Origin of the sequence: Methylibium sp., assembly GCF_013817365.1 — a bacterium.
Taxonomy (GTDB): domain Bacteria; phylum Pseudomonadota; class Gammaproteobacteria; order Burkholderiales; family Burkholderiaceae_C; genus Methylibium.
The window spans coordinates 1-12,074 of record NZ_JACDCU010000075.1; the positions used below are offsets into that span (position 1 = coordinate 1).

General features: G+C 69.2%; 13 protein-coding genes. 5 read left to right on the forward strand and 8 right to left on the reverse strand.

What is annotated here, in order from left to right:
* The coding region (locus tag H0W38_RS06980) for a co-chaperone GroES (RefSeq protein ID WP_292452392.1) at positions 1-233 on the reverse strand (233 nt) is incomplete at its 3' end.
* A 562-nt stretch (positions 234-795) separates the two neighbouring features.
* Here H0W38_RS06980 and H0W38_RS06985 point away from each other — a divergent pair.
* The 3 genes from H0W38_RS06985 to H0W38_RS06995 all read left to right on the forward strand — a co-directional run bounded on the left by H0W38_RS06985 (position 796) and on the right by H0W38_RS06995 (position 3,827).
* Positions 796-1,512 carry a helix-turn-helix transcriptional regulator gene (locus H0W38_RS06985; RefSeq protein ID WP_292452393.1) on the forward strand — a complete coding sequence of 239 codons (717 nt, stop codon included), beginning with the start codon at positions 796-798 and terminating at the stop codon, positions 1,510-1,512.
* A gap of 178 nt (positions 1,513-1,690) precedes the next feature.
* Positions 1,691-2,281 (forward strand): PEP-CTERM sorting domain-containing protein, encoded by a 591-nt coding sequence (locus H0W38_RS06990; protein WP_292452395.1) that lies wholly within the window; start codon positions 1,691-1,693, stop codon positions 2,279-2,281.
* 43 nt (positions 2,282-2,324) lie between these two features.
* Positions 2,325-3,827, forward strand: coding sequence for an alkaline phosphatase PhoX (locus H0W38_RS06995; RefSeq protein WP_292452397.1), 1,503 nt, complete (start codon positions 2,325-2,327; stop codon positions 3,825-3,827).
* Positions 3,828-3,954: 127 nt separating this feature from the next.
* On the opposite strand, the gene H0W38_RS07000 is transcribed toward H0W38_RS06995, so the two are convergent.
* From H0W38_RS07000 to H0W38_RS07010, 3 genes are all read right to left on the reverse strand, one after another.
* Positions 3,955-4,227 (reverse strand): DUF5985 family protein, encoded by a 273-nt coding sequence (locus H0W38_RS07000; RefSeq protein ID WP_292446993.1) that lies wholly within the window; start codon positions 4,225-4,227, stop codon positions 3,955-3,957.
* A gap of 97 nt (positions 4,228-4,324) precedes the next feature.
* Positions 4,325-4,585, reverse strand: a complete 261-nt coding sequence (locus tag H0W38_RS07005; protein WP_292452398.1) for a DUF5985 family protein — start codon at positions 4,583-4,585, stop codon at positions 4,325-4,327.
* Entirely contained in the window at positions 4,586-4,975 is a 390-nt protein-coding gene (locus H0W38_RS07010; RefSeq protein ID WP_292452400.1) for a hypothetical protein, read from the reverse strand. It lies immediately after the preceding gene.
* Between the two features lie 330 nt (positions 4,976-5,305).
* Between H0W38_RS07010 and H0W38_RS07015 the strand changes: the two genes are divergently transcribed.
* Both H0W38_RS07015 and H0W38_RS07020 read left to right on the forward strand, forming a co-directional pair.
* Complete coding sequence (locus tag H0W38_RS07015; protein ID WP_292452402.1) at positions 5,306-5,833, forward strand: hypothetical protein; 528 nt, start codon at positions 5,306-5,308, stop codon at positions 5,831-5,833.
* A 219-nt stretch (positions 5,834-6,052) separates the two neighbouring features.
* Positions 6,053-8,005 (forward strand): serine/threonine-protein kinase, encoded by a 1,953-nt coding sequence (locus H0W38_RS07020; protein ID WP_292452403.1) that lies wholly within the window; start codon positions 6,053-6,055, stop codon positions 8,003-8,005.
* A 30-nt stretch (positions 8,006-8,035) separates the two neighbouring features.
* Here H0W38_RS07020 and H0W38_RS07025 read toward each other — a convergent pair whose 3' ends face one another.
* The 4 genes from H0W38_RS07025 to H0W38_RS07040 all read right to left on the reverse strand — a co-directional run.
* Positions 8,036-8,356: a hypothetical protein gene (locus H0W38_RS07025; RefSeq protein ID WP_292452405.1), complete on the reverse strand. Its 321-nt coding sequence runs from the start codon at positions 8,354-8,356 to the stop codon at positions 8,036-8,038.
* 400 nt (positions 8,357-8,756) lie between these two features.
* Positions 8,757-9,947 (reverse strand): glycosyltransferase, encoded by a 1,191-nt coding sequence (locus H0W38_RS07030; protein WP_292452406.1) that lies wholly within the window; start codon positions 9,945-9,947, stop codon positions 8,757-8,759.
* Positions 9,944-10,759, reverse strand: a complete 816-nt coding sequence (locus tag H0W38_RS07035) for a lysophospholipid acyltransferase family protein (protein WP_292452408.1) — start codon at positions 10,757-10,759, stop codon at positions 9,944-9,946. Before H0W38_RS07035 ends, H0W38_RS07030 begins: the two co-directional genes overlap by 4 nt.
* A 4-nt stretch (positions 10,760-10,763) precedes the next feature.
* Positions 10,764-12,074 (reverse strand): NAD(P)/FAD-dependent oxidoreductase (locus H0W38_RS07040; RefSeq protein WP_292452410.1); only part of this gene is annotated, 1,311 nt, incomplete at its 5' end.

Here is a 12,074-nt window from a genome sequence, read left to right on the forward strand (position 1 = left end):
TCGACCTTGACGGTCTGGCCGCTGTACTTGCCGAACAGGACGCGGTCGCCGACCTTCACGTTCAAGGCGACGAGATCGCCCTTGTCGTTGCGCTTGCCGACACCGACGGCCAGCACTTCACCCTGGTCGGGCTTCTCGGCGGCGTTGTCGGGAATGACGATGCCGGAGGCGGTCTTGGTTTCCTGTTCCAGGCGCTTGACGATCACGCGATCGTGCAAAGGACGAAGTTTCATCGCATCTCCTAAGGGGTGGTAACGGTGTTTGAGCGCTGCTCCGAACGAATCGGCACCGGCTCGCGAGTGGGTCCGCCGGCGCAATCGTTCGTGAAAAGCTGTTAGCACTCAACGATTGCGAGTGCTAGCGGCGGATTATAGGGGCCTCACGCGCACTTTCAACCGCTTCCGCGTCGAGCGCGGCGCTTTGCCTGGCTGGAGGCGCCGATTCATGACGCAGTCATTACCGCCGCCTAGGCTACCTGGCCGGCTGCCCGGCTGTCTTTGTCCGCCCATCACCTGTGCGTCGACCCTCAACGCTTCGTCTTCCGAACGCCCCAAGCCCCGCGCACTCCGAATGCCCCCCTCAGCGTCCCTGCCTTCCGAATCCTTGGATCCAAGCCCGACAGGTCGTTTCCCCGCCGGCCGCGGGACTGACCGGGAGGCGGCAGAACCCGGCGCCGGGCCACCTGCCGGCCTGTCCACCGCCCAATGCGAGGCGCTGGTGCGAGTGATCGAGGCAGCGCCACAAGTGCGCCGCCGGCATCACTTCTTTCTCTGGAGCCAAGGCTCCCTGCAAAGCTTGCTGCCGCACAAGGTGGTCGTGTGCGGTGCCTACCAACGGCAGCGCAAGGAACTGGTGCACGACGCCTTTCACAGCGTCGTGCTGCCAGGCGCCGTGCTCGAACTGCTGAGCGACAGTCATGCGGCGCTCATGCGCAGCCTCAGTGCCGCCTGGGTGCAGGGCGGCGGTCGCGCGCTTTGCGTCGAGCTGACCTCGATGGCCCCCCCTCCGCCGGCGGTCCCGCATGCCGCCGTGGATTGCGCCGCGGCGCAGCGCGAGCTGCTGCTGGGTTGCGGCATCGGGCAGCTGCTCGTGCATGGCGTGTCGCGGCCCCAGCGCCCGCACGAGATCGAAAGCCTGTTCGTGTTCGCCACCCCGGGCGGCCGCAGCACGGTGCAGCACGCTGTGCATCTCGAACTGCTCCTGCCTTTCGTGCATTCGATCTGGCGGCGCGTGCAGGGACTCGAAGGCGAACTGCGCCGGCCCGGCGCGCCCGCCACGCCACCCGGCGGCGGCCCCGCCCTTTCGGCTCGAGAGCGACAGATCCTAGCCGGCCTGTGCCGGGGCCTGAGCAACCCGCAGCTCGGCGAGCAACTCGGCCTCAGTCCGCTGACGGTGAAGAACCACGTGCAGAAGATTTTGCGCAAGCTCGGTGCGGCGAACCGCGCACATGCGGTCGCCAGCGCGCTGAGCCTCGACCTGTTGGCGTGCGACGCCGACGCCGCCCTGCCCTGAACACAGCGCCCGGGCGCCTGTCGGCGGGAGCGACGGGCCGTCGTCGATGACGAAGAGGTGACGGTCGCTGCGGGATGGCACGCCCCGCGATGGGCCATTCAGCACGGGGTGGGCGCCATCGCCCTTGAACATGCGGCGGTCAACTCCTGGCTCTTCACACCCCCCAGGAGCCCCAGCCATGACCTTTCTCACTTCCTTGCGGCGCGCGTCCCTGCCGCTGCTCGCGGCCGGCCTGTTCGCCGCCGGCACGGTTCACGCCGCGCCGATCAGCTTCGCCGGAACACTCGCCGCCGGCAGCATCGAGTCCGGCTCGGTGCTGGCCGAAAGCGGCCCCTTCGGCAACGGCGACAACTGGTCGTTCTGGCAGTTCAGCGTGCCCTTCCTCGAGCCGGTGTCGATCACCGTGACGCCGCTGTCGGCCGGCTTCGATCCGATCGTCGGCGTGTGGTACGGCATCGAGTCCGACACCGCGAACTACTTCGACATGCTGTCGAGCTCGCTCAACACGACGTTCGCCGCCGGCGCCGACGGCAGCGGTCCGTTCGACCTCGGTGGTGTCGGCGAGCCGGCCACGGTGAGCTTCGACAACGTCTTCGGCACCGGCCCCTTCGTCCTCGCCATCGCCGACTACGCCGACGGCCTGGGCAGCGGCAGCCTCGACTACCGCATCAGCGTGACAGCGCCGATTCCCGAACCGCAGACCTACGCCCTGATGGGCCTCGGCCTGGCGCTGATGGCCGGCATGATGCGCGGGCGTCGCCGCGATTGAACCCTGTCCCACCCACCCCCTCCACCCCTCCACGGAGAGACACATGACGACACGCGACGATGCAATCGACCAGATGCGCGACTTCACCAAGAGTGACGCGACGCGCCAAATGGACCCCCACTGGAGCTTCGGCCGCCGCGGGTTCCTCCGCAGCAGCGTGGCCGCCGCCGCGACCATGAGCGTGGGCATGCCCTTCGCTCTGCTCGGCTCCGGCGAAGCCAAGGCGGTCGAACTGCCCTTCAGCCCCGATTACGGCCCCCTCTCGCCGGTGGCCGACGAAGTGACCGGCCTGCCGCTGCTGACGCTGCCGGCCGGCTTCAAATACTGGTCGCACGGCTGGCGCGGCGACGTCATGAGCGACGGCATTGCCACGCCGGGCGCGCACGACGGCATGGCCGTGGTGGCCTCCGACGCGGAAAAGGTGGTGATCGTGCGCAACCACGAACAGGGCAACGGCAACTCCTTCGCGCCGCCCAAGCTCACCTACGACCCGACGGCCGCCGGCGGCACCACCAACATGGTGTTCAACACGCGGCTCAAGAAGTGGGTCAGCGACTGGGCCACGCTCTCCGGCACCGTGCGCAACTGCGCCGGAGGCCCGACGCCGTGGAATTCGTGGCTGACCTGCGAGGAATCGAGCAACGGCCTGCACAGCGGCAACGCGAAGCAGCACGGCTACGTGTTCGACGTGCCCGCCTCCGGCCCGGCCCGCCCGGTGCCGATCACCGACATGGGTTGCTTCAGCCACGAAGCCGCGGCGGTCGATCCGGTCACCGGAATCATCTACGAGACGGAAGACAGCACGCCGAGCGGCTTCTACCGCTTCATTCCCAACGTGCCGGGGCGCCCGGCGCAGGGCGGGCGGCTGCAGATGATGAAGCTCGCCGCCGTCAACAACGCCAGCATCGACATCCAGGGCATCAACTACGGCTACTACAACACCGGCGTGGCCCAGCCGGCCGGCGCCACCTGGGACGTGAGCTGGGTCGACATCGCCGAGCCGGACAAGCCCTTCGTCACCGGCACCAGCTACGGCGGCGTGCGCGCCCAAGGCCTCGTGCAGGGCGCCTCGAACATCGTTCGCGGCGAGGGCTGCTGGTACGGCAACGGCGTCATCTATGTGTGCTCGACCAGCGGCGGCCAGGCACGCAAGGGGCAGATCTTCGCCTACGACCCGCGCCGCGAGACCTTCTCGCTCGTGTTCGAGTCGGCCGGCGGCGCTGGCGACGTGGACGGCCCCGACAACATCGCCTGGAGCCCGCGCGGCAGCCTGATCCTGTGCGAAGACGGTGGCGGCAACCCGAAGGAGCTGTACGGCCTGACGCTCGACGGCACGCACTTTCCCTTCTGCGCCAACAACCTCGACTTCCGCGCGGGGGGTTCGGTCGGCAACTACAGCCGGCCGTCGGGCCGCTCGTTCACGTCCGACAGCCGCGGCAGCGAGTTCGTCGGCGCGACCTTCCACAACGAATGGCTGTTCTTCGCCATCCAGAGCCCGGGCATCACGTTTGCGCTGACCGGTCCCTGGGACAACGGCGCGCTCTGATCGAAGGCGGCCTCGGCCGCTTTGTGTCCAAGCAACGGTGCGGCATGCCTTGCGTGTGCCGCACCGTTTTTTTTATAGCCGCCCGACACGGCCTACCCAGTGGCGCGGCCGGGTCGCAACCGCCGGCCTACTTGGGCCGCGGCCGGTTCTTGTCCCAGATGGCGAACAGGATCAGCCCGTAAGAAACCAGCCGGATCGTGTAGTGCACCGGATCGGCTTCGGTCCAGCCGCCCAGCACGCCCATCAGCACCCGGTTGCCGGCCTCGATCCAGAACGACAGCGCGAGGAAGACGAAGAAGCGGTCGCGCGTGCTGTTCCAGTAGCGCAAGAACAGCAGGCCGGCGACGAAGCACGCCACTGCAATCGCGCCCAGCAGCATCTCGTTGGCCACGCCGCTCATGCCGTCCTCCCGGTGTCGCCGGCGGTGTGCGACTCGCGGCCGGTCGTGCGCTCGGCGCCCGGAACGCAACCCGCCTCGAGCCGGCTCGGCGGCGGATTCACGCGTCGCCCTCCAAGATCAGTCCGCCGACGAGCAGGAGCACCCCGGCCAGACCGGCGGCCAGGCGCCAGGTCGCCAGATCGCTGCTCTCGAAAACCACGCGGTCCAGCACCAGGAGCACGTTGCTCACCGTCAAGGCCACGAAACACAGGCCGCTCCACAGCAACAGCCGAAAGCGCGTGCGCAGGTAAGCCCGCAGCAGCAGGCCTGCCGTGGTGGCGGCCGTCAGGGCACACAGGGTGTAGATGATCTTGTCCATTCATCGGTCCTCTCGGAGCTTGAACGCATCGGCAAAGCGCTGCGCACTGCGCTGCGTGCGATCGTGGATCAGGTTGGTGACGCCGACCAGGTTGCCGGCATAGACCTCCGCCAGCTTGCTGATCGCCGCGTGTGCGGCCTCGCCGGGCGCATAGCGAAAACGCCCGGGCGCGCTCTCGACGGGCGCGATGGCGCCGGCCGAGCACAGGGCCTCGAGCAGTTCGCCGGCCGTCTGTTCGTTCAGATAGAGCAGCGAAGCCACATCGGCGCGGTTGCGCTGGAGCTCAGGCGCGGTGTGAAACAGCAGCATGGCTTCCAGGTACGGCACGGTGGGCACACTGGTCATCACGAAGCGACGCACGTCGTCCGGTATGGGCCGGGCCGATGTCATGTCGGCGCCTGCTGGACCGCCCGGGAGCCTGCGGTGGCCCACTGACGTCGGCCTTGGGCACCGACCACCCCCTCCAGGATCAGCAAACGAAGTAGGCGTGGGGGCAGTTTCATCCTGGGCGTGCGGCCGACGCATCTTGAAAGTCGGCTGAATTGCGGCCGCTTGCGGTCGTTTTTCAGAGGTTGGCTGGGTGGCGTACCGCGTCATCCTAACTGCCATGCCCAGCGGCGCAAGCCGCATCAAGGCTCAGCGGCCGGCACCGCCGGTCTGTTTCTTCGACTCGAGACTCGTGGCCCCACCCGACCGCGCGCCTCCAACGAGAACGACACCATGTCGCGCACTCTCCTCGACATCACCAAGACGTTGTATGACACCGACGGCTACCGCCACACGCTGGTGCGAGCCACGCCGGTTCAAATCCTGACGCTGGTGGAAGGCTTCTACTGGCTGTGGGACCGCCGCTCGGGCCGCTGCCTTGTTGAAGGCATGGCCGGCAACCGCTTGAGCAACGCACGCCCACCGGGCGATGACTTGCGAGCCGGCCGGGATCCGGTGGCCGAGACACGCGCCTTTTTCATGGCTCAAAAAGCGGTACGTTCCGCGGCAGCCAGCGCAACGGCCGTTCTGGCGCGTGTGAGCACTGCCGCAAGTGCATCGGGCGCCGTCGTGCAAGCCGTCCGCACGGTGCCCGCATTGCGCGCCTTGCCTGAAATCAGCGGCGCGGTGGCTTCTTATTCCCGTCGACGTTCTTCGCCCGCCCTGGCCGGGCCCTCCCTGATGACGGCGACGCTGATGGTCGGGTGCTTCGCGCTTGCCCTGCTGCTGCCGGCTGGCCCCCGCGACGGACCGCTGCACTGAGGTTCGACGCCACCCCGGCCGGGGTGGCGTCCACCCTGGCCGTTGCGTGCAAGCATCGTCTCGGCCGTACGGGCACTATCGCGCCCGCACTGTGTGTGCTCGCGAACACATTGGCCGTACTTGCGACGCTACAAGCTGAAAATCGCCGTCCCGGAGCCGAGTGCCCGACATCGCCGCCCCCGACGTGCCGAGTTCTCCGCTTACCCCGCGGCCCCTGTCATGCTCACACCCAACGCCATTCCCGGCTTCGAGCCGACGCAGCACTATCAGCGCCATGCGCGCGTCGCGCTCCTTCCCGGCAGCCGGGTCGGCGAATTCGAGATCGTGCGCGTGCTCGGCGTGGGCGGCTTCAGCATCGTCTACTTGGCCCGTGACCCGGCGCTCGACCGGCTGGTCGCGATCAAGGAGTACCTGCCCTCGGCGTTAGCCATGCGCGGCGAAGGCGCGCAGGTGGAGTTACGCACGCCGTCGAACGGGCAGACTTTCGAGCAAGGCCTGGATTCCTTCATCGAGGAAGCGCGCATGCTGGCGCGCTTCGACCATCCGTCGCTGGTGCGCGTGCATCACTTCTGGAAGGCCAACGGCACCGCCTACATGGCGATGCGCTACCTGGAAGGCACGACCCTGCTGGCCGCGCGCCGGGCGATGCCGCGCCCGCCCGACGAGGCCTGGCTGCGCGCCTTGATCGGCTCGCTGCTCGGGGCGATCGAGGCGCTGCATGCCGAGTCCTGCCTGCACCGCGACATCTCGCCCGACAACATCCTGCTGCTGCCCGACGGCACGCCGGTGCTCCTGGACTTCGGGGCGGCCCGCCACATCGTCGGCGAAGGCTCCCAGCAACTCACGGCCATTCTCAAACCGGGCTTCGCGCCGATCGAGCAGTATGCCGAGGCGACCGATCTGCGCCAGGGCCCGTGGACCGACCTTTATGCGCTGGGCGCCGTCATGCGCAACTGCATCACCGCCCGGCCGCCCATTCCGTCGACCGTGCGTGCGGTGAGCGACCGGCTGGCCTCGCTGGCCTTGGAAGTGCGCACCCTGTCTGCCAGTTTTCCGGGCCTGAACTACAGCCCGGGCTTCCTGGCGTCGATCGACTGGGCGCTGGCGCTGCGCCCGTCGGACCGGCCCCAGAGCGTGGCGCAGTTCAGGCAGGCGCTGGCGCTGGGCGGGGCCGACTCGGCCCGGGCTGCCGCTGCAACGTGGGAGGCCGGACCGTTGCGCCCGGCACCGGCGGCACAAGGCGCCGCCACGGCAACCTCCCGCCGCTTGCTGACGCGCGCCCAGGGCGCTGCGGCGGCGCTGTCGAAGCACTGGCCAGCGGCTTCGGCTTCGCTGGCGGCACGATGGCGCGGCTCGGTGCCGGCCTCTGGCGTTGGGCCGGCAGCGACGCACATGGAGGCCGGAGCCGCTTCGCAGACGACCCGGCCGCCGGGCGGCGCATCGCCGAAACCGCCGCAGGAATCGCAGCAGTGTCCGACACTGCGGCCACCTCGCCAGGCGCGCCTGAAACGGGCTTTGCCCTGGAGCATGGCAGCGGTCCTGCTGGGTGCCGTGGGAAGCGTCGGCTGGCATTCGTTCGACGAGCACCGCGTCGGCCGCGACATGGCCGTGATGGCCAGTTCGGCCGCCGCCGTCGCCGAGCGGCAAGTCAATCCGGACGTTTTTGCAGCGCCAGGGCTCGTCGCTGAACCGGAACCGGAACCGGAAGCGATCCACACGCAAGAGTTACCGGTCTACGAGCCGCCGCAGGAACTGCAAGTTGCGGGGATGCCACTGTCGCAGGAAACGGAAGAGTTCGGGACTGGCCCGGACGCCGGCCTGATCACTGAATGGCGCACGCCAGCCATGAACACCGAACCGCCGGCCCGGCCAATGCGGGCAGCCGAGTCCGGGACGACCAGTGCGGTGGCCCAGGGAAGCGCGCATGGCGTCCCCCAGGCGCCTGCCAACGTCCGCGGCGGACCGTCCAGCGTTGCCGAGGCGGGCGGCATCAGCCAACGCAAGGTCGCAGCGCGCCGAGGCGAATCGCCTCGCCGAATCTGCGCCCAGCAGGAGCGCTACACGGACTACGTGTGCATGCAAAGGCAGTGCAAGCTGAGCCGGTTCAGCGGACACGCGCAGTGCGCCAGCCTGCGCAAGACAGGCTGGTGGGGATTCATCCGACTGCCATGACCGCGCCGTCGCTTCCTGTCAGTGAACCGGTCAACGAACGATGACCGGCACTTGCGCCAGCGTTGCGGCTTGCCCTTCGCTGGCGGCGCTCCAACTCGTCGTCGCCGGGGGTTGCACTAGATAGCGGCCGGTATCCAGCAGCGGCAGGGCTGCTTTGCGGGTGACCGCCGGGTGCTCGTGGTTCGCGTGCCCGCTACGCGACGCAAGGCCTGCGGGATGCCTCACGATGAAGGTTGACGGATCAACGGCGGGCAGAGCCCGCGGGGCATATACCGCAGGGTGCTGGCCCACGCCTTGCGCTTGGGCGGCGCTCAGCAAGCCCATGCCTGCCAAAGCGATCGCACTGGCCATGAGGGTTCGGGTGAGGTTGGAGAACATATTTGGCCGCGAAAAAAACCCTCAGTACGCGGATTCACTGCCAAGCGTCGCGGTCAGGACTTGGCCGAACAGGCAGGGAGGAGTCGCTTTTCTGAAGTGCAGGCAGAACGGCAGCGTCCTCGTCACCCGCTGCAAAAGCGGAGGCCGGCTGCATATTCGGCCAAGCATGTGCCGGCTCCGTCGCCAGGAACACCAGCAAGGCGCTGCTGGCCACGAACAACGCCGACCACAAGGCCAAGCCACTCCCGTCAGGCTCTCGCAAAGCGTTGAGGGGCGGCGGGTTGCCGGCAGGATTCACGGAAGGGACTGGACTGCTCATGGGGCGCTCGAACGAGATAACGGATGACCCCACCGAGCAAGCTCCGTTCCCTCCCTAGCTTGAACTACGGCGTCGCGGCGCCGGCGAGACAGATGCGCCAGGCTCGGCCGGATCGATGCGTCGCCCACCGACATACGCTCGTCCGCGCCACAGGCTTGGCCGGCCGCCGACATGCCGGCGCAGTGCGGCCCCGTTCAAGGCCAGCACGAGCGCCCCACCCACCGCATGCAGGGCGACCCCCACCGGATGCTGGCCGAAGCGCCAAGCAAGCAGGACACGAAGGACCAGATTGGCGGCGATGCCCAGCGCGGCGAGCTGCATCACCTGCGCCTGCCCGGTCACCAAGCCGAGCGGCAGCAGCAGCCAGGGCAGCAGGTGGCCGCCGGCGATGAGCAGCGTCCACACGGGCAACCCCACCGGCGTGGCCAAGCCTTCGCCGGCACTCTTGCCGAAACCGTCCCAGACCTCGCGAAAGCCGCGGTACATGCGGCACCGCGCCAGCGGCGTGGCGTCGAACAGGTCGGTGCCCCAGCCGGCCGCGCGAAAGCTGCGAGGCAGGCTGACGCCGTCGTGGCGCGAGGCCGGCGCCGCACCGTGGCCGCCGACTTCGAAGTACGCATCGCGCCGCGCCACCATCCATTGGCCGCAGCCGGCGCCAAACGCGGGCCGGCGCGAATGCCGCATGAAATCCATCGGCAGATAGCCGAGCAGCAGCACATGGATCCAGGGGATCACCAGGTGCTCGCCGATGGATCCGGTCGTCTCGCGCGGAAAGCCGCTGACCAAGCCCAAGTTCGCCTCGCGCAGCAGGAAACCGGCCGCGCGCGACGCCGCCTCGGGCGCGAGCCGCACGTCGGCATCGATGAACATCAGCACCTCGTGCCGCGCTTGGTCGGCCAGCAGCCGGCAAGCCCGCTGCTTGCCCGCCCAGCCGGGCGGCAAGGGCGGCGGGACGACCAGCCGCACGCGCGGGTCGTGCTGCGCAAGGCGGCGCACGATGCTCGCAGTCTGGTCGCTCGACTGGTCGTCCAGCACCACCACTTCGACCTCGACCTCGACGCTCGCCAACGCCGCCGCGACCGCTTCGCCGATGTTGGCCGCCTCGTCGCGCGCCGGGATCAGGATGGACACGCGGCAGCCCTCGGGGGCCGGCTCGCGCGGCACCCGAAACAGCCTCAGGTTGCGCAGGCCGAGCAGCAGCGGCAGCAAAGCGAGCAAGGCCGCCGCCCAGGCCAACGCCGTCATCTCGACTTCTCCCGCGGACCAGTGCCGTGAGCGGGGTTGAAGCGCTCTCCCTGTGACCACGCTTTCAGCCGCCGCCAGCCGTCGTACACGCCGCCGATGCCGGCGCGGCCCTCGAGCAGCGTCGTGAAGCGCGTTTCGTCCCTCGCGATGGCATCGATGGCGAGCGCGTCCATGGTTTCGCCCAGGGCCCGCTCCAATGCGGCCTGGATCTCCGGCTGCCGGAGGTCGGCCAGTTCCGCCGGCAGCACCGGCGCGCCGAAACGCACCAGCGCCTCTGGTGTGCGCTCGGTCCAGAACGGGTACTCGAGCGCCACGGGCAGCGCCACCACGGCCGGCGAACGAGCAAGCAGCGCCGCCAGTCCGGGCCGCAACGAGATCGGGCGCCGGCGTGGATCCGTGAAGCTGCCTTCGGGCGTGATCCACAGCAGCGTGTCGGGCCGCGCCAGCAGCGCCTGGCCGGTGCGCAGGAAACGCGCGCTGCCGGCCCACGAGGCCTGCTCGACCGGGAAGAAGCCGATGCGCTCCATGAAGCGGTACTTGCGCAGCGCCTGCGCATCGATCGGGCCGAAGCTGCAGCGGCCGGGGAACAGCCGCGTGGCCAGCACCGGCAGCACGGCCGCGTCCCACCACGACGGGTGGTTGCAGTAAGCGACCACGGCGGTGTCGGGCGGCAACTGCGGCCAACCCGCGCGGACGATGCGCAGCGCATGAAAGCTCGCACGCACGTGGCGGGCCATCACGGCGCCGAAAAAGCGCACCCAGCGAGCCGACCGCCGGGGTACCGGATCCCCGAACGCGCGCGAGGATGTCATGGGCTCATCGCTGCGCCCCGACAAGGCGCGACGAACCGGCTGGGGCGGCTGCGGCGCGCTCGTCCGTATCGAAGGCGTCGGCCGCGATCCAGCCCGACATCAGCACCATCGGCATGCCGGGGCCGGGGTGCGCCGCGCCGCCAGCCAGGTACAGGCCCGGGACATCGCGGCGCCGGTTGCCTGGCTTGAAGGCGCCGGTGAAGCGGCCGTGGCTGGCCAGCCCGTAGATCGCGCCGTTGAGCACGCGGTAGCGGTCGTGGATGTCTTGCGGCGTCAGGTGGCGTTCGACTTTGATTCGATCTTCAAGGTCGGTGAGGCCGGCGCAGCGCGCCAGCTTGTCGAACACCACGCGCCGGTAGGCCGGCAGCATGACGCGCCAGTCGTGGTGCGGGCGCAGGTAGGGCGTGTGGACCAGGATGTACAGGGCCTCGCCGCCGACCGGCGCCACGCCGGGCTCGGTGCGCGCCGGGGCGGCCAAGTAGCAGGTGGGGTCGGGCGCCGGATCGCCGCGGCGGTAGATGTAGTCGAACTCTTCCTCGGCATTGCGCGAGAACACGAAGTCGTGGTGGGCAAGGTGCTCGTAGGCGCGGTCCAGGCCCAGGTAGAACACCACGCCCGAGCAGGCCGGCTCGCGCTCGCGCAGCGCCGCTCCGCGCTCGGCTTGGTCCGGATCGAGCAACTCGCGGTAGGTGCGAACGGCGTCCATGTTGGAGACCACGGCGTGCACCGGCACGCGTTCGCCCGCTGCGGTGACGACGGCCGAGACGCGCCCGCCGGCCGTCTGGATGTGGGCGATGGCCGTGCCCGTGCGCACCTCCACGCCCAACTCGCGCGCCACGCGCTCCAGCGCCTGCGGCACCGAGCGCGTGCCGCCGCGCGGGTACCAGATGCCTTCGTGCGTCTGCATGTGCGCGATGGCGCCGAGCACCGCCGGCGCTGCGAACGGGTTGGAGCCGACGTACTGCACGAAGTGATCGACGAGTTGCGCGATGCGCGCGTCGTTCACGTGTTCGCGCACCACGCCGCCGAGCGTGCGGCCCATGCGCAAGGCCAGCACGTCGGCCAGCGTACTCAGGCTGAAGCTGTTGCGCAGGTTGAAGGTGTCGCCGATGCCCTCGACGCTTTTCCAGAAGAAGAAGTTCTCCGAGATGCGGTGCAGTTGCTCCGATTGCTCGATGTAGCGGCGGTAGCCCTCGCCGACCTCGCCACCGGGGGCGAAGGCATCGATGCGCCGGGCCATCGCATCGACGTCGCCCACCAGGTCGAGCACCGCGCCGTCATCGAAGAAACAGCGCCACTGCGGCTCCAGCTTCAG